Source organism: Mesorhizobium sp. YC-39 (assembly GCF_025753795.1).
In the GTDB taxonomy this organism is placed as follows: Bacteria; Pseudomonadota; Alphaproteobacteria; order Rhizobiales; family Rhizobiaceae; genus Mesorhizobium.
In genome coordinates this window covers 56096-77552 of sequence record NZ_JAOWPS010000008.1, presented here as the reverse complement: position 1 = coordinate 77552, position 21457 = coordinate 56096, and the positions used below count along the sequence as shown (strand labels likewise).

The following is a 21457-nucleotide window of genomic DNA, read 5'->3' as shown; positions in this document are numbered from 1 at the left end:
GGTGGCCGCCGGAGGGGTGATCCGTTCATCCCTCCGGACGATTCCCATTTTTTTGTACTGGGCTTTCATGAGCAGTCTTTCTTCATCGTCCGTTGCCGCGCGCGACATCGTCGCGCTTGAAGGCGCGACCAAACGGTTTCCCGGCATCGTCGCCAATGACAGCGTCGATCTGTCGATCCGCCAGGGCGAGGTGCATGTGCTGCTCGGTGAGAACGGGGCCGGAAAATCGACGTTGATCGGCATGCTGTCTGGCCTGTTGCAGCCGGACGAGGGACGCATACTGGTCGACGGCAAACCGACACCGATCACCTCGCCGCGCCATGCGCTGGCACTGGGCATCGGCACCGTGTTCCAGCACATGATGCTGGTGCCGACGCTGACGGTAGCGGAAAACCTATTGCTTGGCGGACCGTGGTGGCAGCGCCCCAGGACCGAGGAACTGGCAGCGCGCGTCGCCGAGATCACCAGCACGCTTGGCATCACCGTCAAGCTGCATGCCAAGGTATCGGAGCTTTCGCTCGGCGAGCAGCAGCAGGTCGAAATCCTGCGCGCGATGGTGCGCAACAGCCGGTTGCTGATCCTCGACGAGTCCACCTCTATGCTGACGCCGAAAGGCATCGACGAGCTGGGCGCGTTGATGCGTCGCCTTGTCGAGCAGGGCCTGGCGATTGTCTTCATCACCCACAAGCTCAAGGAGGCGGCGGCCTTCGGCGACCGCATCTCAGTGCTGAAGCTCGGCCGCAAGGTCGGCGAGATTCCGCCCGAGCGGTTTCGCGCGCTGGGCGAACAGGCGATCATCTCGGAGATCGTGGAATTGATGTTCGGCAAGCAGAAGGACGATCCGGAAGCGGTCGAGCGCCCCATCCGCACAGTCCGCGCCGAAGCCGCTCCGCTGCTTCAGGTCGCGGATCTCGCGGTCGCGCCGACGGACAACGCGCCGGGCCTGTCGTCGATCTCCTTTGACATTCGTCCAGGCGAGATCCTTGGCATCGCCGGCATCGATGGTAACGGGCAGAAGCAGCTGGCGGAAGCGCTGGCTGGCCAGCGCGCGGCGACTGGCGGTTCGGTGCAGCTGGAGGGCGTTGCCATAGAGGCGCTGAGCGTCGGCGAACGCCGTCGGCGCGGTCTACGCTACCTGACCGACGACCGGCTCGGCGAAGGTACTGTCGGCACCTTCCCGGTCTCGATCAACTTCTTCCTCAAGCAGGTCGGCGCGGCCCCGTTCTGGCGCAAAGGCGTCGAGCAGCGTGCCGAGATCGAGAAGCGCGCCGCCCAGCTCGTGCGCGAATACGATGTGCGCACGCCAAGCCTGAAGACGCCGGTCGCCCGGCTGTCCGGCGGCAATATCCAGAAGGTGTTGCTGGCGCGCGAACTGGCCGAAGGCGCCAAGGTGGTGATCTTCAACAAGCCCACCTACGGGCTCGACCTCGCCAACACGCTGGCGTCGCGCCAGCGCATCCGCGACACGGCGGCACGCGGCCTTGCCGTGCTCTTGATCTCCACCGATCTCGAGGAATTGCTCAGCATGTGCGACCGTATCGCGGTGATCGCCAATGGCGCGCTCGTAGGCACCGTCAAGAATGCCGACGACGCCCGTACCAAGGTCGGCCGCCTGATGATCGGACTTGCCGCATGAGCATCGACACCGCACCCACAGTCAGTGCAACCGCACTCGATGCCACGAGCGGAGCGGCGACGCGCCGCGACATCCTGCATCGGCTGCTGATGACGCTCGGCCCGATCCTTGCCGCTCTCGTTATAGCCGGTTGTATCCTGCTTGCCGTTGGCGTCGACCCGCTCGCCTATTATGGCTTCGTGCTGGAGAAGGGGCTGTTCTCGCCGCTCGGCATACAGCAGACGCTGACCCGCATGGCGCCGCTGCTGTTTCTCGCCGCCGGCCTCATCGTGGCTTTTCGCGCCGGCATGTGGAACCTCGGCGGCGACGGCCAGTTCCTGCTTGGCGCGGTGACGGCGGCGGCCAGCGCTCCCGTGTTCGTTCAGATCATGCCGTCCTGGCTGGCGCTGACCTGCTCGTTCCTCATCGCCATGGTGGTGGCGATGATCTGGTCGCTGGTGCCGGCTCTGCTGCGCGCCTATCAGGGCGTCAACGAGATCATCACCACGCTGATGATGACGTTCCTTGGTACATCGCTCGCCAATGTCCTGGTCAAGCTTGTATTTCGCGATCCCGGCACGACCGTTCCCCAGACCCGCACGCTGCCGGTGGAAGACCGGCTGCCGCGCCTGTTTGATACGACCATCACCAGCGGTCTGCTGCTCGGCCTGGCGGCGATCGTCATCGTGCATCTGGTGATGACGCGCACGGCGTTCGGGCTGAAATTGCGGATCGTCGGCGCCAATCCGCGAGCGGCGATCCATGCGGGGCTGGGCGTGCCTGGCCTGACCATCGCTGTCTTCGCCATTTCGGCCGGGCTGGCCGGCGTTGCCGGCGCCGTCGACATCATCGGCGTCCAGGGCAATGTCCGCGCCGACTGGAATCCTGCCTACGGGCTGGCGGTCATTCCGGCCGTGTTCCTCGCCCGCATGAACGGCTTTGCCGCGATAGGTTTCGTGTTCCTGCTCTCGGTGCTGTCGATCGGCGGCGAGAGCGCGGCTCGGCGGCTCGGCGTGCCCAATCATTTCACCCTGGTGCTGGTTTCCATCGTGCTGATCATGCTCGCGCTCGCCGAATATTTCGATCATCGCTACAACCAGTCGCGGAGGGCCTAGGGCATGACCGGGCTGTTCAGCGAAGTCTTTCTCAGCGCGCTCTTGTTCGGCGCGGTCACCGCGGCGATCCCGCTGCTGCTGGCCGGCCTCGGCGAACAGATGTCGGAAAAGGCCGGCGTGCTCAACATCGGCATCGAGGGCATGATGCTGGCCGGTGCCTATCTTGGTTTCGTCGGCGCCTTCTATTCCGGGTCGCTGTGGCTGGGGTTCCTCGCCGGTGCCGCCGGCGGCGTCGCGGTGGCGCTGATCATGGCGCTGCTCTGCGTGCGCATCGGGCTGAACCAGATCGTCATCGGCATCGCGCTGACGCTCGGTCTCGAAGGCCTGACGGCGCTGCTTCATCATTTCCAATTCTCGCGCAGCTATCCCCGCCTGCCGGCGGCGGACGCCACCGTCATTCCGCTGCTGTCGGATATTCCTGTCATCGGGCCCGCCTTCTTCAAGCATCACCTCATCGTTTATCTGGCGATCGCGCTGGTGTTCGGCATGGGCTACCTCTATCGGCGCACTCAACTCGGCCTCAACCTGCAGGCAGCAGGCGACAAGCCGGCCGCGCTCGACGTCGCCGGTATCGACGTCATCAGGACCCGGACCATCGCGGTGCTGACGACCGGCGCGCTGGCCGGGCTCGGCGGCGCCTATCTCGCCAATGTCGGGGCGGGCCTGTTCATTCCGTTCATCACCAACGGTGCCGGTTTTCTCGGCATCGTGCTGGCCATGCTGGCGCGCGGCCGTCCGGTCTGGGTACTGTTCGGCGCCCTTTTGTTCGGCGTCTGCCTGTCGCTGACGACGGCCATGCAGGTGGCTGGCATCAACATACCGACCGACGTCATCCAGATGCTGCCATTCCTGGCGGTTATGATCATGCTGGTGTTGTTCGGTCGGCGGGCCAGCCTGCCGGCAGCACTTGGCATTCCATACGAGCGCGGCGCGCGCTGACAACAATCAGATGCGCGGAAGGGACCCGCGCCAAAACAGGAGGCAACAATGTCGGATACCAAGGTCTACCTGCTCGATGGCGGCTCGCTCGTTCTCGACGGCTATCATGTGTTCTGGAATCGCGGCCCGGGCGGCGAAGTGCGCTTTCCGGTCTATTCGATCCTGATCGAGCATGCCGAGGGCCGCTTCCTCATCGATACCGGCTACGACTACGATCACGTCATGAAGGTGCTGCCCTTCGAGAAGCCGATCCAGGAGAAGCACCAGACCATTCCCGGCGCGCTTGCCTTGCTCGGGCTCGAGCCCAAGGACATCGACGTCGTCGTCAACTCGCATTTTCATTTCGACCATTGCGGCGGCAACAAGTATTTTCCACACGCCAAGAAGATCTGCCATCGCTCGGAAGTGCCGCAGGCCTGCAATCCGGAGACTTTCGAACATCTCGGCTATTCGGACCTGAGCTTCTCGGCGGAGGCCGCGGAAGCGCGTGGCGCGACCGCGCAACTGCTGGAAGGCACGACGCGCGCCAACTCGACTTTCGAGGGCATCGAGGGCGACGTCGATCTCGCCAAGGGCGTAAAGCTGATCTCGACGCCCGGCCATTCGATCGGCCACTACAGCTTGCTGGTCGAGTTCCCCAAGCGCAAGCCGATCATGTTCACCATCGACGCCGCCTACACCCAGAAGAGCCTTGAAACGCTGTGCCAGGCGGCCTTCCACATCGACCCGGTGGCGGGCGTCAAGTCGATGCGCAAAGTGAAGAAGCTGGCCGAGGACCATGGCGCCGAACTGATGTATTCCCACGATATGGAAAACTTCAAGACCTACAGGACCGGCACGCGATTCTACGGCTGATCCCTCGCCAATCCGGAGACAAGATGATGCGCTATCCCGAACACGCCGATCCGGTCATCACCCTGACCGCGGGGCCGGTGAATGCCTATGCCGAAGTGCTGCATGGCCTCGGCCGCACCGTGCTTTACGACTACGACCCGGCGTTCCAGCTCTTCTACGAGAAGGTGGTCGACAAGGCGCAGAAAGCGATGCGGCTGTCGAACAAGCCGGTCATCCTGCATGGCGAGCCGGTGCTCGGCCTCGAGGCGGCGGCGGCGTCGCTGATCACGCCAGACGACGTCGTGCTCAACCTTGCCTCCGGAGTTTACGGCAAGGGGTTTGGCTATTGGGCGAAACGCTATTCGCCGCATCTGCTCGAGATCGAAGTGCCCTACAACGAGGCGATCGACCCGCAGGCGGTCGCCGACATGCTCAAGGCGCATCCGGAAATCACCGTTGTTTCCGTCTGTCACCACGACACGCCATCGGGCACCATCAATCCGATCGACGCCATCGGCGCGCTGGTTTCGGCGCATGGCGGTTATCTCATCGTCGATGCCGTTTCGTCCTTCGGCGGCATGAAGACGCATCCGGAAGACTGCAAGGCCGACATCTATGTCACCGGCCCGAACAAATGCCTGGGCGCGCCTCCCGGCCTCACGATGATGGGCATCAGCGAGCGGGCCTGGGCCAAGATGAAAGCCAACAAGGCAGCGCCACGCGCGTCGATGCTCAGCATCGTCGACTGGGAGCATGCGTGGTCGAAGGACCAGCCGTTTCCGTTCACGCCGTCCGTCGCGGAGATGAACGGGCTCGACGTCGCGCTCGACCTCTATCTCAATGAGGGACCGGAGGCGGTATGGGCGCGCCACGCGCTCACCGCCAAGGCCATGCGCGCGGGCGTCACCGCGATGGGCCTGTCAATCTGGGCTGCCAGCGACAGGATCGCGTCGCCAACCACGACCGCCGTTCGCACCCCCGAAGGTATTGACGAGAAGGCGCTTCGCCAGGCCGCCCGCGCCCGCTACGGCGTGGTGTTTTCGTCGGGCCGCGGCGAAACATTGGGGAAGCTGACGCGCATTGGCCATATGGGACCGACCGCCCAGCCGATCTATGCGATCGCGGCGCTGACGGCACTTGGCGGCGCCATGAACGCGGCCGGCCAGAAACTGACGATCGGCAAAGGCATCGAGGCGGCGCTGGCCGTTATCGACGCCGACGCCTGAACAGACATCATCGGATCACGGATTGAGGGAGCATTTTCATGACTGAACGACTTGCGGGAAAGACGGCCCTGGTTACGGGCGCCGCGCAGGGTATCGGCAAGGCGATCGCGGCGCGGCTTGCCGCCGACGGTGCGACCGTCATCGTCAGCGACATCAACGCCGAAGGCGCCAAGGCGGCGGCCGCGGCGATAGGCGGAAAGGCGAGGGCGATCGCCGCCGACATTGCCGATCCGGCATCCGTCAAAGCACTCTTCGCTGAAATCCAGGCCCTGACCGGAGGCATCGATATTCTGGTCAACAATGCCAGCATCGTGCCGTTCGTCGCCTGGGACGACGTCGATCTCGACCATTGGCGCAAGATCATCGACGTCAATCTGACCGGCACCTTCATTGTCACCCGCGCCGGCACGGACCAGATGCGTGCGGCAGGCAAGGCAGGGCGGGTGATCAGCATCGCCTCCAACACCTTCTTTGCCGGCACGCCGAACATGGCGGCCTATGTCGCGGCCAAGGGCGGCGTCATCGGCTTCACCCGGGCGCTGGCCACGGAGCTTGGCAAGTACAACATCACGGCGAATGCGGTGACGCCCGGCCTGATCGAGAGCGATGGCGTCAAGGCGAGCCCGCACAACGAGGCGTTCGGCTTCGTCGAGATGCTGCAGGCGATGAAGGGCAAGGGCCAGCCCGAACACATCGCCGATGTCGTGTCGTTCCTGGCGAGCGAGGACGCCCGCTGGATCACCGGCCAGACGCTGAATGTCGACGCCGGGATGGTCAGGCACTAGACTAGAGCGGTTCATCGTTTCACGGAAACGCTGAACCGCTCTATCTCTTTGTTTTTGCGCAATTCCGGACGGAAAACCGTTTCACACTTTTCCTGGAATTGCTCTAGCATTGCTGAATCGGATCAGAAGCGTGTTCGCTTGAGTGCGCGGGAGATAATTGTGGCCCCGCTACTCGACCCGCGTTAGGTAACCGGCGGTCACACTCGGGCCTGGAATGATCGCGACGATTTTCATCTGGGCAATCATCCGTTTCATCGCGGCGTCGAGATGTGTTTCCAGCATCGCGGCCGCGGCTGTCACCGCACCGCGGATGAGAAGCTCAACAATCAGACGCAGTTCGGTGATGACCGTCGGATCGCCTGGAAGCCCGAGCTTGCGCAGCAGCCGCTCGGACGCGCCGACGGGAAGCAGGTTGTTGCGGATAAGCTCGCGCAGCTGCTCGTTCGCCGTGGTCAGTATGCAGGTTTCGATCAGTCGCGTTTGCAGCTCCTCGATGTTCTTGAGGTGATCGGTGGTATTCAGGTCCCCAAGGGTCACAAGCTGGCTGAAAAGCTCCGTCAGCCTGTCGCGGTCAATGAGCGGTGCACCCGCCAGCAGCGACGACGGCTCCAGCACACGGCGGAGTGCAAAGTGATCCTTGATCGTCTGGGCGGTCAGGGGGCCGGCCATCCAATGGGAACTCTGGTTCTTGCGCACAAGGCCACGTTCCTGCAGGCGGCTAAGGACGTCTCGCACCACCGTGCGGCTGACATTGAAGTGATTGGCGATTTCTATCTCGATGATCCGGTACTTGCCGAACACGACGCACCCGGCAACGTCGGCTTCGACCGTATTGTAGATGCGCTCCCAGGACGAGCGGCTTTGAAGCGCTTCATCGGCATGCTGCTGAACGACAAGGCCGAACGACTTTATGTCGGTGCGATTGGGCATGATATCCCGACCTTGCGGGCCGACAAGAAATCCTCTGCCCTTGAAGCGGTGGACAAGTCCTTCAGCTTCGAGGCGAAGAAGCGCGCGCTGAACGGGAGCCCGCGAGGTCTGCAGGATTTCCGCGATCGGCCCTTCGAGAAGAACCAGCCCGTCGGGAAGCAACCCATCCCTTATGTTGTTGCGCAGCACATCTTCGGCAATTTCGTAGCGCCGCTGGGTGTTCTGGCCTGCATTGCTGCGTGTCATCGCGAGAGGCATTCTCCGTCTTGATCCTGATGAGCACAGGAAAACTGGATGTCTGTGTGTACGCTATTTTGCGAACGTTTCACATCGACAAATAATGACTTTTGCATACAAAATCTGAAAATTTTGACCGACAGCGCTGGAATTTCGGTGCCCGCGTTGTTGGCATGACGCTTGCTTTGAAGCCATGGTGGCCAGCGAATCTGCGCTGGAGAATGGATTTCTGCCGTAAATTTAGGCTCTGTTTGCTCCAAACAGGCAGCGTTTTCGTGTTGCCTGAGCGGTAGATTGTTACTTTGTTACAAAGCCAAGGCCCATTTCAGTGGGTGAAAGCGTTTGTGAAATTTCGATTCAGGCGCCAACGCCTGTCAGCCATTTGCCCCACAGCGCACAAAATAGCGAAATGCTAAAAAGCCTATTGAATACAAAAATCATTTATGCCATAAATTTTGACGCGGATGCCGGAAGAAGCATCCCGAGGTGGATGACCACAAACCACAAGAAACGAATGCTTCGATGCGCGCGCTAATCATGCGCGCAGCCCGCTACCGGCTTGCCCGTTCGCGGAAACGTTTCCGCGGCACGCGCGGTGACGTAAGCGACAGTTTACTTGCGAGAAACCGGCAGGGAAATCGTGGCAGCAGTTTTGCAACTCTCTCAGGTGACAAAGGCTTACGGCGCGCTGCGGGCGCTCGACGGCATAGATATCTCACTGCCGGACAATGCCTATATCTCGCTTCTCGGTCCGAGCGGATCGGGCAAGACGATCCTGTTGCGCGTGATCGCCGGTTTCGAGACTCCCGATAGTGGCAGCGTCCTTTTCAAGGGTGAACGCGTCGAAGCGGTCCCGCCGCATCGCCGCAACATCGGCTTCGTATTCCAGAATTTCGCTCTGTTTCCGCATCTGTCCGTCGCAAAGAATATTGCTTTCGGCCTGGAGAACCGGGAATTGAATCCGATCACGGATTCGACCGTCGTCCGCGCCAGGGTCAAGGATATCGTTGCTCTCGTCGGTCTGACCGGTCTTGAAGACCGTGGCGTCACGCAGATTTCCGGCGGCCAGCGTCAGCGCGTGGCGCTGGCCCGAACTTTGATAACCGAGCCGTCGCTGGTCCTGCTGGATGAGCCGCTTGGTGCGCTCGATGCCAATTTGCGCACGCGCATGCGCGCTGAGTTGCGCACAATCCGCGAGCGCTGCGGCGTAACGTTTCTCCATGTGACCGGCAGTGAGACCGAGGCCCTGGCGATGGGTGACGCCGTGCTCGTGCTGGATCGCGGGCGCATCGCGCAGGCTGACGACGCCGACACTGTCTACAACCAGCCGCGGTCCGCCTCCGTGGCAAGATTTCTCAATTGCTACAATCTCTTCGAAGGACAGCTCTCGAACGATGAGTTTGTCACTTCGGTGGGAAAATTTCCGTTGCAGGGTCAGAAGGCTGATGCGCGCGGTCAGCCGGCCTATGCCATCCGTTACGATCGAATCTCCGTCAGGCCGCTCGCATCCCCCGTTACAGCAGAGGAAGTCCGCCTCGAGGGAACATTCATTGCCGACGAATATTCAGGCGCGGCCATCAACTCCTTTTTCTCGCTCGATGACGGGCGAGTGATCGAGGTTGAGTCCCACCTCAGCCAGGCTGCACCGCAGACCTGCGTGCCGCACAGCCGCTACGCCCTCGTCTGGAAACGCCAGAATGCACTTGTTTATGCATGAATCGCGCCCGGGCAATGTTTTTGGTTTTTGTTTGCGCCGTGGAGATTGAAGGATGGCGATGACCGCCGCCACAGCTGAACCTGTGTCCGCCGACCGGCCCGCAAGGAAGATGGCCGACAAGACGCTTTGGCTGCTTGCGCCTGGCGTGATCTGGATGGTTCTCTTTCTCGTCGTGCCGATCCTGATGATGGTCTACGTCTCGTTCTGGACGCAGACCACGTTTGCGATAACGCCGACGCTGACGATCAAGAGCTGGGTGACGTTCTTCTCCAGCGACACCTATCTCAGCGCCCTCTGGACGACAATTCGTATCTGGCTCATCGTCCTGGCAGCCACCCTGATCATCGGTTATCCGGCTGCCCTTTTTGTCGGGCTGTTCGTGCGCAACAAGACCCTGCAGACGGTGCTCTTGGTGCTCTGCGTTATTCCGTTCTGGACGTCGTTTCTGATCCGCGTTCTTGCCTGGCGTCCGATGCTCGGCAAGGAGGGTGCGATCAATCTCATTCTTCAGGGTGTAGGCCTCATCAACAAGCCGATCGAGGTGCTGCTGTTTTCCGAGCTGTCGGTTATCATCGGCATGACACAGATCTATTGCGTGTTCATGGTTGGGCCAATCGCCTTCATGATGGGCCGCATCGACCAAAGCGTCATTGAAGCCGCACAGGATCTCGGTGCCGGCTTCTGGCGGATTTTCCGCACCATCATCCTGCCGTTGTCGATGCCAGGCGTCGTGGTCGGCGCGATCTTCGTGTCGGTGATGGTGCTTGGCGAATTCGCGACGTCGGCGGCTCTGTCCGGTCGCAAGGTCAATCTTCTGGGCAATATTATCGTGACACAGGTCGGATCGTTGAAATGGGCCTTTGCGGCGGTCGCAGGCGTGGTTCTGACCATCCTGATGGGCATCGTCGTCGCCGCGTTGCTGCGTGTGGTTGATCTCAGGAAAGAGCTCTGATCATGCAGGCAAGCGGAACAAAACTGGCTCTTGGCATCTATACGACGCTGTTTCTCGTGTTTCTCTATGGCCCGATGGTGGTTCTTGCCATCCTGTCCTTCCAGACGGGACCGGAAGGCGGTCCGCAGTTTCCGATCATCGAATGGTCGACCTATTGGTACAAGCATCTTTTCGGCCTGACACCGCCGACGCGCATCGCACCGCTGCCGATCGAGGAGGCGCTCGTCCGCTCCCTCCTCCTGGCAGTGATGACGATGATCGTCTCGACCGTTCTCGGGGTTACCTCCGCACAGGCATTCCGCAAGAAGTTTACGGGCTCCGGTTTTGCTTTCTACCTGATCGTGCTCGGTATGATGGTTCCGGGCGTGCTTGTCGGGCTTGGCATGGCGCTGGTCGCCAATGCGCTGGGTGTCGACCGGCACTGGTGGGGAACGACCTTCGTCCTTCACGTCGTCTATACCTATCCCTTCGCGTTCCTCGTGATGCTGGCAATCCTCAACCGCTTCGACCAGAACGTAGAGGAGGCCTCCTGGTCGCTTGGCGTGTCGCCGGTGAAAACGTTCCGCAAGGTGACGTTTCCGCTGATTTTTCCTGGCGTCCTCTCGGCCATGCTGTTCGCCTTCACGCTGTCCTATGATGAGTTTTCGCGCACCCTGTTTGCGTCAGGCCGTGACCTGACGCTGCCGCTCGCTATCTATGGAACCTTCTCGGTGGAGGTCCATCCGAACGTCTTCGCCTTCGGCGTGCTGACGACGCTGTTTTCCTTCGCACTGCTCGGAACCTACGCGGCGCTGATGATGCTGTCGATCCGCCGCGCCCGCCGGGTCGCCATCCAGGAGGAGGCATGATGCCCGCCGAAACAGCGAGCGCAATCGTCACCGGCGCCGGTTCCGGCATAGGCAGGGCGATAGCCGTCCGGCTCGCCGCCGATGGTTATGCCGTCCTGGTGAACGACCTCAATCTTGAGCGCGCGCAGGTCGTGGTCGCGGAAATTGCCGCCTCCGGCGCAAAAGCCACCGCAGCCGCCGGCGACGTCTCGTCCCAAGAGGACGCAAAGGCCATCCATGCGGCGGCCGTCGCAGCCTTCGGCGACACGGATCTGCTGATCAACAATGCCGGCATCGTGCATCAGTCGCTGTTTGAAAATCTCGAGATAGAGGATTTCGACCGGATGTTTGCGGTGCATGTGCGCGGAACCTTCCTGATGACGAAGATGGTTCTGCCGGCGATGCTGAGGGCCGGCAGGGGCGCCGTCATCAATGTCGCGTCGCAGCTTGGCCAGATCGGCGGCGTCGAGCTTTCGCATTACGCGGCCGCCAAATCGGCGATCATCGGCATGACCAAGTCGCTGGCCCGAGAGGTGTCGAGCCGCGGCGTGCGCATCAATGCGGTTGCGCCTGGGCCTATCAACACACCGCTCGTTCGGGAACTGTCGCTGGAATGGCGCACCCGCAAGGCATCCGAACTGCCGCTTGGCCGTTTCGGCGAGCCTGAGGAAGTGGCGGCAACCGTTGCCTTTCTCGCTTCGCCGCAGGCCAGCCTGTTTGTCGGACAGACGCTCGGTCCGAATTCCGGCGATGTGATGCTGTGAACAGGGAAATGAAGATCATGACTGACACGCAGCTTTCTTCCCGCGTCGTTCTCATCACCGGTGCCGGCATCGGCATCGGGCATGCGACAGCCAAAGCCTTCGCAGCGCTTGGCGACCATGTCGTCGTCACCGATGTGCTGGAGCGCGAAGGCAACGACACGGTTGAGGCAATTCGAATGGCTGGCGGGTCGGCTGAATTCCATTTGCTGGACGTGCGCTCGACGTCCGCCGTCGACGCGCTGGTCGCCGATGTGGAGGCGCGTTTGGGCCGGATAGATGTGCTCGTTGCCAATGCCGGCATCGCCCACAAGGCGCCGCTCGAAACGCTTGACGACGACAAGTGGGACCTGACGTTCGATATCGATCTGAAGGGTATTTTCCGCGTTGCGCGTGCCGCTGTTCCCGGAATGAAGGCGCGCAAATCCGGCGCCATCGTCGCGCTCTCCTCGATCATGGGGACGTCCTATGGCTGGGACGAACATGTGCACTATTCCGCCGCCAAGGCCGGCGTCGTCGGCCTGGTGCGCGGCCTTGCGGTGGAACTTGCTCGTGACGGTATCCGCGTCAACGGCATGGCGCCTGGCTATATCCGCACCGCCCAGCTTTTGTCGGAGGAAAATTCGCTGGGGGCCGCGGGCGCCGAAGCCGCAGGCGCCTTCATTCCAATGGGGCGCATCGGTGAACCCGAAGAGATTGCCGACGTGATCACATTCCTCGCATCACGCGGCGCGAGATACATGACCGGTCAGACGCTGGTCGTGGATGGTGGCCTCCTTGTAGGCCGATACTAGCACACGACGTCCCCGAAAACCCCGAACGGGTTTTCGGAATTACTACGCCAGAACAACAGATTAGGAGTGTCCACAGGGGGATGCTCCGGGGAACACAAGAACAACTGGAGATAAAGCAATGTCAGTTTCATCAGAAATGAATCGTCGTTCGCTGCTGAAGCGTTCCGCAGGTGCAATGGCGCTTGCAATGGGAGGTGGTACGCATTTCCTGTCTTCCAGCGCCGCTTTCGCGCAAAGCACTGCGCTTGCATCCGAGCAGCTGCGCACCATCGGTCTTTCGGTGACCGTTCAGGAACGCATTCTGGCCGACTTCAAGAAGGCAAGCGGCGTCGGCTCGACCTCGGGTACGGCGGCAACCTTTCCGGATGCACAGACCAAGATCCTGTCCGGTTCCAAGGACTATGACGTCTGGGAAACCATTGGTGAGCGTCTGCCGTCCGTCGTGATGACCGACAATGCCGATCCGATCGCGACGTCGGCGCTGAAGAACTGGTCGAACATCCGCGACATCTTCAAGAAGCCCGACCCGAAGTGGCCTGCCTCGGCGCAGATCGTCGGCCAGATCTGGACGGACGAAACACAGACGGCGTTGTGGATGGTGCCTTCTGTCTTCAACTTCGATTCCGTTGGCTACAATCCGGAAATCGTTTCCGAAGAAGAAGCAAACAGCTGGACGGCTATTTTCGATTCCAAGTGGAAGGGCAAGTCCGGCCTCAACACCGACCCGTTGACCGCCTTCGGCCAAGCCGTGATGGCGATGAACACGCTTGGCCTCTCGGATGTGAAGAACCCGGGCAATCCATCGGCCGCTGAGATCGATGAAGCAGCGAAATTCCTGGTTTCCAAGAAGAAGGACGGCCAGTTCCGCGCCCTTTGGGGCGATTTCGGCGAACTCGTCAACTTCCTCGCTTCCGGTGAAATCGTCGTGTGCGACGCCTGGCAGCCGGCCGTCATGGCCGTCAAGGCTCAGGGGAAGGCGTGCAAATACGCCATCCCCAAGGAAGGCTATCGCGGGTGGTCGATCGGCAACACCATGCTGAAGGGCACGCCGAACAAAGCCGCCGTCGAAGCCTATGCCGATTACTGGCTGTCGGGCACACCCGGCATCACCGTTTCGGAGCAGGGCTATTATTCGCCGACGACCAATATCAAGGAGGTCATGTCGCCTGAAAAATATGCCTTCTGGTATGAAGGCAAGCCCTGGGTCGGTGCTGAGGAGCGCGGCATCAAGGAAGGCGATCTGCGTGATGGCGGTTCACTCGAAACACGCGCGGCCAACGTCGCTTACTGGCACCAGTGGCCGGAAGAATATGATCACCTCGTCCAGAAGTGGGATGAATTCCTGAGCGCCTGATGTCTGACGGGCGGGCGGGCAGTCAGCCTTGCTTTGCCCGCCCCACGCCTGTTTTTGCCCGCGTCCATTTTCGCGAAGTGAGTGCGATGATTTACGATCTCGAACTGTACAAGATCGGCAAGGTTTACGACAACGGCACGCCAGCCGTGATCGACTTCAACCTGTCCGTCAACAAGGGCGAGTTCATCGCATTCCTCGGTCCGTCAGGCTGCGGCAAGACGACGACCCTGCGAATGATCGCCGGGTTCGAGAGCATTTCCTCCGGCAACATGATGGTCAAGGGCGTTCGCATCAACGATATGCGGCCCGCTGACCGCCCGACATCGATGATCTTTCAGAATTACGCCTTGTTCCCACACATGACGGTCCGCCGCAATGTCGGCTATGGCCTCGAGGTCAAGGGGATGGCGAAGGTCGAGCGCGATGCCAAGGTTGATCGCATGCTTTCGACGCTTGGCCTGGACGATATTGCCGAAAAAAAAACCGACAGGCTTTCCGGCGGCCAGCGCCAGCGCATCGCACTTGCCCGCGGTCTGGTGGTCGAGCCCGATATTCTTCTTCTGGACGAACCGCTGGGCGCGCTCGATGCGAACTTGCGCAAAGCCATCCAGAACGAGTTGAAGCTGCTGCAAAGGACGCTTGGCATCACCTTCGTGTTCGTGACCCATGCGCAGTCGGAAGCACTGGCGCTCTCCGACCGCATCGTGGTGATGAACCAAGGCAGGGTCGAACAGATCAGCCCACCGCATCAGCTTTATACACGCCCCAATACTCCATTTGTTGCCCGGTTTATCGGCCGCAACACGATCTTCCAGGGTGCGGTCAGGGGCGTTGAGGACGGCCGCATCATCGTCGATACGCCGTTTGGAACGCTTGCCGGTGGTGCCAATGGCGACATGAGCCTAGGTGCTGCCGTCAATGTCGTCATTCCGGCCGAAGCCATGGAAGTTCATACGCTGAACCGCACTATGCGCGACACGATCTCCAGGCAGTCCGGCGGCAATGTCATCGACGCAAAGGTCAACCGCTTCGACGTCGTCGGCCACATTTCCCATCTTTCAGTCGAGTTGCCGGATGGGCGGGCGATCGCGCTCGAGGCGCATATCGACAAGTATCCGCCGGGCGTCTTTCCCGCGGGGTCGGATGTCTTGCTTGCCTGGCAGCCTGGCCAGGCAACGGTCATCCCGGCGACCTGAAAAACATCGAGCCCATAAAATGGACCGGAAAACCCCAAGGAGAAAATGACCGTGGCAAAGGAAATTCTGTGCAGCTTTGGCGTCGATGTCGATGCGGTGGCCGGCTGGCTCGGGTCTTATGGCGGCGAGGATTCGCCGGACGATATTTCACGCGGCCTGTTTGCCGGTGAAGTCGGCAGCATGCGCCTGCTGAAACTGTTCGAACGGTTCGGCATCAAGACCACATGGTTTATTCCCGGCCACTCGATCGAGACGTTCCCGGAACAGATGCAGGCCGTGGCGGACGCGGGCCATGAAATTGGCATTCACGGCTACACCCACGAAAACCCGATCGCGATGACACGCGAACAGGAGATCGAGGTCCTCGACAAGTGTATCGAACTGGTGACGAAACTGTCCGGCAAACGCCCAACCGGCTATGTGGCGCCATGGTGGGAGTTTTCGACCGTCACCAACGAACTTCTGCTGGAGCGCGGCATCAAGTACGATCACTCGCTGATGCACAATGATTTCACGCCGTACTACGTGCGTGTCGGCGACAGTTGGACCAAGATCGACTATTCCAAAAAGCCCGCCGACTGGATGGTGCCGCTGAAGCGCGGCCACGAAACGGACCTGATCGAAATCCCGGCATCCTGGTATCTCGACGATCTGCCGCCGATGATGTTCATCAAGAAGTCGCCCAACAGTCACGGCTTCGTCAATCCGCGCGATATCGAGGACATGTGGAAGGCGCAGTTCGACTGGGTCTACCGGGAGATGGATTACGCGGTCTTCCCGATCACCATCCATCCCGATGTCGCCGGCAGGCCGCAGGTTCTGATGATGCTGGAACGGCTTTACGCCCATATCAGCGGTCATCCCGGTGTCAAATTCGTTACGATGAACGAGATCGCCGATGATTTCGCCAAGCGCTTTCCGCGTCGGAAATAAGGTCGATGATGCTGGCAGGCTTGGCCCGCCGGCGCTTTGTCCGCTATGAGGTCGTCGTCATGTGTTCGCTGTGCGGAATTCTCGGAAGCAATGAGCACTGGGCCGATGCGGTCGCGCGTCCTGGCGTGTTTACACGCAACACCGAGCGTGTCGACCGCCGCCGGGAACGGGCGAACCGCGTCCGTATCGCCGGCCGTATTCTCACCGAGTTCGGCATGACCCTGTCGGACTGGCAGGGTAGTTCGTTCCTTCTGTCGACCCGCACGGGCAAGACGGAGATGGTCGAGGATCTTGGGCATCTGTGGCCGTTGGCGGAAAAGATATCCGGCCGCGTCTGCGATCCGCTGTCGCATTCGCTGATCGAGAAGCTGGAAGGCGGCGGCGATGCCTGATGCTTTCCCCGACTTCACGCCGGTCAATCTGCTGACCGGATTTCTAGGCTCCGGCAAGACCACGCTTCTGCGCCGTCTGCTGCACGATCCGGCGCTCTCCGATACGGCGGTGCTGATCAACGAGTTCGGTGAAGTCGGCCTCGACCATCATCTGCTCGAGCGGATCGACGATACCATGGTGCTGCTGCAATCGGGCTGCGTGTGCTGCACCATCCGTGGGGAGCTGGCGCAGGCGATGCGGGATCTGCAGTCAAAGCGCGAGCGCGGCATCGTGCCGCCCTTCCGGCGGCTGATCATGGAAAGCACCGGGCTTGCCGATCCGTTCCCGGTTTTGTCCACCCTCAAGTCCGACCCTGTCCTGCGCCATCATTTCAAGGCGGCAAATGTGATCACCACCCTCGATGCGGTGAATGGCTTGGTACAGCTCGAAACCCATGGCGAATCGGTGCGGCAAGCGGCAATCGCCGATGTGATCGTTTTGACCAAGACCGATCTGGCCGATGAGCCAGCGATCGCCCGGCTGATAGAGCGCATGCGCCGGATCAATCCGGATGCGCCCTTTGTCGATGCGCAAGGCGATCACTTCGATGTCGATCACCTGCTGAGCGGAGCATCGGTTTCGGGCGAGGGCGCGCCTTCGAAGGGCGGCTTTTATTGCGAGGAGCCGGTGTGCGCCATTGGCGAAGCCGGCAGCGCTCATCAGAAGCCGGTGCATTCCTTCGTCATGACCATCGACGCTCGTATCGACTGGACCGCCTTCGGACTGTGGTTGACCATGCTGCTCAACCGGCACGGCGACAAGGTTTTGCGGGTCAAGGGCATCCTCAATATCGAGGGCGAGGATAACCCCGTCGCCATCCACGGCGTCCAGCATCTCGTCCATACCCCCGTTCACATGACCGGATGGCCATCCGATGATCGCCGCTCCCGCATCGTTTTCATTGTTGAGGGACTGGATGCCGATCTGATCAGACGCTCTTTTTCTGCCTTCAACCGGCTCGGATTGCCACAGCCCGCAGTGAAGATCACCGAGACCGCGTAGAGGCCATGAACAAGCATCACAAGTCATCGGCACTGTCGTCGCCCGCACTTCACACGGAGGGCCGGCCGAAGCTTCGCATTCTCGGCACCGCCATTTCCCTGCTGGAGGAACTGCGGCTCGGCGCCGAGCGCGATCTCGGCATGGATATCGAATTCGACAATCAGGATTTTATGACGGCGCAGCACAAGGCGGCGCTGGAACCGGACACCTATGATATTTACGACCAGTGCTTTCATAATCTCGATATCGTCTGGTACTGGCGGGCGGTGCAGCCGATCGATATCGACCGGATCGGCCTCTGGGATGAAATCACCGATCTGACCAAGACGGGGCGCATCGGTCCGAACGCGCGGATCGGCCAGGGCGATGCGCCGGTCACCAAGCTTTTCGTACAACCGAACCTTGCCCTGGACGAAAAGCCGTCGCGCTGGATTTCCATGCTACCGACAACCCACAATTTCGACAGCTTTGCCTACAGCCCCGAGGTCATAAACAAAAACTCCGTGCAAATGACCTCGTGGGCAGCGCTGCTCGACGAGGAATTTCAGGGACATGCGGCGCTGGTCAACGAGCCGGCGATCGGTATTTTCGACGCGGCGCTTGCAGCCCAGGCGGCGGGCCTGATGACATTCAAAAATCTCGGCAACATGTCGGTCGAGGAAATCGACAAGCTGATGGATATTCTGGAGGCACGCAAGAAATCCGGATTTTTCAAGGGGTTCTGGAAGTCTGCCGAAGACGCCGCCGATCTGATGACCTGCGGCGACGCCGTCATCGAAAGCATGTGGTCGCTCGGCATCAGCAAGCTGGACCTGCGTGGCGTTCCCGTGGAGCTGGCAAATCCGGTGGAGGGCTACCGCGCGTGGCATGGCGGGCTATGCCTGTCCAAGCGGCTGAACGGACGCATGCTGGACGCGGCTTACGAATATCTGAACTGGTGGCTGTCGGGATGGCCAGGTGCCGTGGTCGCGCGCCAGGGCTACTACATGTCGACGCCGGAACGGTCCCGGGCGCACATGACGCCTGCCGAGTGGGACTATTGGTACCAGGGGCTGCCGGCAGCGAACGACCTTCCGGGGCCGGATGGATTGCTTCGGGTCAAGGCGGGCGCGGTAAGAAGCGGCGGCTCCTACTGGCAACGTGCCAATTCCATTGCCGTCTGGAACACGACCATGGACGAACACAATTATCTCGTGCGCCGCTGGATGCAGTTTGTCGCGGCCTGAGAGCGCCTCGGAAAAGGAAGCATAGCCATCACAAAAGAACTGAATTCCCTGTCTGTTGCCCAACTCTCGGCGATGATCCAGACCGGTTCGATTGACCCGATCGAGGTGGCCGAGGCGACGTTCGACGCAATTGCCGCCCATGCCGATCCGGCCGTTTTCATCAGCCTGCTGCGCGACCGGGCAATGAGCGAGGCCGGTGCCGCCTCAAGGCGGATCAAGGATGGCCGGTCACTCGGCCTTCTCGATGGCATTCCGGTTGCCTGGAAGGACCTGTTCGACATCACCGGCTTGGCAACAACGGCGGGCTCCAAGGTTCTTGCGCATGATACGCCGGCACTCAACGATGCCGATGTGGTCTCGCATTTGAAGGCGGCGGGCATGGTTGCCACCGGCCGCGTCAATATGAGCGAGTTTGCCTTTTCGGGACTCGGTATCAATCCCCACTACGGCACACCGAAGAACCCCAGAAGTACGGATGTGCCGCGTATTCCGGGCGGCTCGTCGTCGGGCTCGGGTGTTGCCGTCGCGGCCGGTCTGGTTCCGGTCTCGATCGGCACCGACACCGGCGGCTCCGTGCGCATCCCCGCCGCCTTCAACGGGATTGTCGGATACAAGGCCACCCGCGGGCGCTACTCGATGCGCGGCGCCTTTCCGCTGGCGGGAAGCCTCGATGCACTGGGGCCGCTCTGCCGCACGGTGCAGGATGTGGTCTGGATCGATGCCGCCATGCGCGGCCTGTCGGCACCCTCTATAGGCAGCGGTTCCCTCCAGGACCTGACCATAGTGATCCCGCACAATGTGGTGTTCGACGATGTCCAGCCCGGCGTATCGGACGCGTTCGAGGCGGCAATCACCCGCCTGGCAAAGGCAGGCGTCAAAATCGCGCGGTTTGCTATTCCCGCCCTCGATGAGCTTCTGGATCTGATGGCGCAGCACGGTGCGCTGGTGACAGCGGAAGCCTATGCCCTGCATCAGCACCGGCTTTCCGGCCCGGAGGCCGCGGAGATGGATCCGCGCGTGGTGGCGCGGACGCGGCTCGGCGCAAAGATTACGCTTGTCGACTATCTGAAGATCATCAATTCGCGCACCCGCCTGATCGGGGAGGTCGCTCGACTTGTGGATGCCGGGGCGCTGATCGCGTTTCCGACAGTCGTCCACGTGGCCCCGCCGCTGGAGCCGTTGAAAACCGACGACGACCTGTTCGTCAAAACCAATGCGCGCACCCTCCGCAATACGATGATCGGCAATTTCCTGGACTGGTGCGGCGTTTCCATACCTTGCGGCATGGGTGAGGCAGGCATGCCGGTCGGCTTCCTGCTGTCGGCGCTGGCGGCGCGCGACGAGCAGCTGCTGTCGGTAGCGCTTTCTGCCGAAGCGGTCATTCGCGGCCAATAGCGCTGTCGTTTGGATGAATACGGATTTCTCAACTGAAGAACATGGAGAACGGCAATGTGCATGGCCTGTTACGTCGATGAGGCAATGAAGAGCAAGATCATTGCCTACAATGCCGAATTCCATAAGGTCACCAAGAGCCCTTACGGCAGCGACGACGAGATCGGCATGCTGAACCTTATCGATGCCGAGTCTCGCTCGGCCATCATGAGCCGCACCGATCCATCCAAGGTTTTCGATCTGTCGGTGGATCATTTCATCGGCATGCCAGGCTGGTTCGGTGCCGGCGATCAGCCGTACCAGATCTGGATGACGCACACGCCGCAGGGCGAAATCGTTGCCAACGCCATGGGTGTCACCCCCGAAGCCAACAAGCTCGTCGGTTATTCCGGCGATGCAATATCGATGTACACCCATTGCGGTACCCACATCGATGCCTTCAACCATTTCGGCTATAATGGCGAGATTTTCAACGGCTTTACCGCGCAGGACCATCTCGGCAGCCGCGCGTGGCAAAAATGCGGACCGGAAAAATATCCGCCGATCTTTGCGCGCGGCATTCTGCTTGATGTCGCGGCTCTTCACGGCGTCAATACGCTGCCCCCGAGCCACCCGATCGGCAAGGCCGATATCGAGGGCTGCCTGAAGAAGCAGGGCCTGTCGATCAAGCCCGGCGATGTCGTTCTGCTTCGCACGGGGCAAATGCTGCTATGGCCCGACAGTGCGTTCGCCAGCAACACGCCAGGGCTGAATCGCGAAGGTGCCGAGTATCTCGCCAAGCACGGCGTGATCATGATCGGCGCCGACAATCTGACACTGGAACAAACACCCTCGGCACATCCGGAGAATTTCTTCCCCGTTCACACCTATCTTCTGGCCGAAGCCGGCGTTCCCATCCTGGAAATGGCCCAGCTGGAGGAACTGGCGGCGGAAAAGGTCTACGAGTTTGCCTTTTTCGGCGCCTGCATCAAGCTGCGCGGCGCAACGGGAACGCCGATGCGGCCGGTAGCGATGCCGCTTCGATAAAGCACCATTGCGCAGAGCCGTCTGGTCATCCTCCACGATATTGATCGCTGGGGACTCCCAGTGATCAAAGACGACGCCCCTCCGGGCCTTCCTCAAATCGCTTTGATTTGTTGACTTATGGTGGGCTGTCGAGGTCCATCGAAGAAGATCGTGGCGAGCGATGC

The 21457-nt window shown here is 61.0% G+C and carries 20 protein-coding genes; 19 read left to right on the top strand and 1 reads right to left on the bottom strand.

Translation table 11 applies throughout. The annotated features are described in order from the left end of the window. Nucleotides 1-67: 67 nt before the first annotated feature. The 6 genes from OHD62_RS31480 to pldH are packed head-to-tail and all read left to right on the top strand — an operon-like array spanning nt 68 to nt 6514. Nucleotides 68-1636 (top strand): putative B6 ABC transporter ATP-binding protein, encoded by a 1569-nt coding sequence (locus OHD62_RS31480; protein ID WP_263791064.1) that lies wholly within the window; start codon nt 68-70, stop codon nt 1634-1636. Continuing rightward, on the top strand, nt 1633-2730 hold the full coding sequence (locus OHD62_RS31475) for a putative B6 ABC transporter permease subunit 2 (RefSeq protein WP_263791061.1): 1098 nt from the start codon (nt 1633-1635) through the stop codon (nt 2728-2730). Before OHD62_RS31480 ends, OHD62_RS31475 begins: the two co-directional genes overlap by 4 nt. A gap of 3 nt (nt 2731-2733) precedes the next feature. Continuing rightward, nucleotides 2734-3669, top strand: a complete 936-nt coding sequence (locus OHD62_RS31470) for a putative B6 ABC transporter permease subunit 1 (RefSeq protein ID WP_263791059.1) — start codon at nt 2734-2736, stop codon at nt 3667-3669. 48 nt (nt 3670-3717) lie between these two features. Continuing rightward, nucleotides 3718-4524, top strand: coding sequence for a 4-pyridoxolactonase (gene pldA / locus OHD62_RS31465; protein ID WP_263791057.1), 807 nt, complete (start codon nt 3718-3720; stop codon nt 4522-4524). A 26-nt stretch (nt 4525-4550) separates the two neighbouring features. Then, nucleotides 4551-5729 carry a pyridoxamine--pyruvate transaminase gene (gene ppaT / locus OHD62_RS31460; protein ID WP_318528661.1) on the top strand — a complete coding sequence of 393 codons (1179 nt, stop codon included), beginning with the start codon at nt 4551-4553 and terminating at the stop codon, nt 5727-5729. A 38-nt stretch (nt 5730-5767) separates the two neighbouring features. After that, nucleotides 5768-6514 carry a pyridoxal 4-dehydrogenase, SDR-type gene (pldH, locus tag OHD62_RS31455; protein WP_263791051.1) on the top strand — a complete coding sequence of 249 codons (747 nt, stop codon included), beginning with the start codon at nt 5768-5770 and terminating at the stop codon, nt 6512-6514. 168 nt (nt 6515-6682) lie between these two features. Here pldH and OHD62_RS31450 read toward each other — a convergent pair whose 3' ends face one another. Continuing rightward, complete coding sequence (locus OHD62_RS31450; RefSeq protein WP_412177442.1) at nt 6683-7702, bottom strand: GntR family transcriptional regulator; 1020 nt, start codon at nt 7700-7702, stop codon at nt 6683-6685. A 619-nt stretch (nt 7703-8321) separates the two neighbouring features. Between OHD62_RS31450 and OHD62_RS31445 the strand changes: the two genes are divergently transcribed. The 13 genes from OHD62_RS31445 (at nt 8322) to OHD62_RS31385 (ending at nt 21293) form a co-directional block, all read left to right on the top strand. After that, the gene (locus OHD62_RS31445; RefSeq protein WP_263791048.1) at nt 8322-9398 is read left to right on the top strand and encodes an ABC transporter ATP-binding protein; all 1077 of its coding nucleotides are present in this window, start codon (nt 8322-8324) and stop codon (nt 9396-9398) included. Nucleotides 9399-9450: 52 nt separating this feature from the next. Then, on the top strand, nt 9451-10350 hold the full coding sequence (locus OHD62_RS31440) for an ABC transporter permease (RefSeq protein WP_263791047.1): 900 nt from the start codon (nt 9451-9453) through the stop codon (nt 10348-10350). Between the two features lie 2 nt (nt 10351-10352). Beyond that, nucleotides 10353-11198, top strand: coding sequence for an ABC transporter permease (locus OHD62_RS31435; RefSeq protein WP_263791045.1), 846 nt, complete (start codon nt 10353-10355; stop codon nt 11196-11198). Next, nucleotides 11195-11941, top strand: coding sequence for an SDR family NAD(P)-dependent oxidoreductase (locus OHD62_RS31430; RefSeq protein ID WP_263791043.1), 747 nt, complete (start codon nt 11195-11197; stop codon nt 11939-11941). The genes OHD62_RS31435 and OHD62_RS31430 overlap by 4 nt, the downstream gene beginning before the upstream one ends. A gap of 17 nt (nt 11942-11958) precedes the next feature. After that, entirely contained in the window at nt 11959-12732 is a 774-nt protein-coding gene (locus OHD62_RS31425) for an SDR family NAD(P)-dependent oxidoreductase (RefSeq protein ID WP_263791040.1), read from the top strand. A 118-nt stretch (nt 12733-12850) separates the two neighbouring features. Then, a complete protein-coding gene (locus tag OHD62_RS31420) occupies nt 12851-14086 on the top strand; it encodes an ABC transporter substrate-binding protein (RefSeq protein ID WP_263791037.1) in 1236 nt (411 codons plus the stop codon). 86 nt (nt 14087-14172) lie between these two features. Beyond that, the gene (locus OHD62_RS31415) at nt 14173-15282 is read left to right on the top strand and encodes an ABC transporter ATP-binding protein (RefSeq protein ID WP_263791035.1); all 1110 of its coding nucleotides are present in this window, start codon (nt 14173-14175) and stop codon (nt 15280-15282) included. Between the two features lie 51 nt (nt 15283-15333). Beyond that, nucleotides 15334-16215: a polysaccharide deacetylase family protein gene (locus OHD62_RS31410; RefSeq protein ID WP_263791033.1), complete on the top strand. Its 882-nt coding sequence runs from the start codon at nt 15334-15336 to the stop codon at nt 16213-16215. Nucleotides 16216-16274: 59 nt separating this feature from the next. Further along, a complete protein-coding gene (locus OHD62_RS31405) occupies nt 16275-16607 on the top strand; it encodes a hypothetical protein (RefSeq protein WP_263791150.1) in 333 nt (110 codons plus the stop codon). Next, nucleotides 16600-17649, top strand: a complete 1050-nt coding sequence (locus OHD62_RS31400; protein ID WP_263791031.1) for a CobW family GTP-binding protein — start codon at nt 16600-16602, stop codon at nt 17647-17649. The genes OHD62_RS31405 and OHD62_RS31400 overlap by 8 nt, the downstream gene beginning before the upstream one ends. 5 nt (nt 17650-17654) lie before the next feature. Next, nucleotides 17655-18875: an ABC transporter substrate-binding protein gene (locus OHD62_RS31395; protein WP_263791030.1), complete on the top strand. Its 1221-nt coding sequence runs from the start codon at nt 17655-17657 to the stop codon at nt 18873-18875. Nucleotides 18876-18902: 27 nt separating this feature from the next. Next, complete coding sequence (locus OHD62_RS31390) at nt 18903-20270, top strand: amidase (RefSeq protein ID WP_263791149.1); 1368 nt, start codon at nt 18903-18905, stop codon at nt 20268-20270. A gap of 54 nt (nt 20271-20324) precedes the next feature. After that, nucleotides 20325-21293: a cyclase family protein gene (locus OHD62_RS31385; protein WP_263791028.1), complete on the top strand. Its 969-nt coding sequence runs from the start codon at nt 20325-20327 to the stop codon at nt 21291-21293. Nucleotides 21294-21457 lie beyond the last annotated feature (164 nt).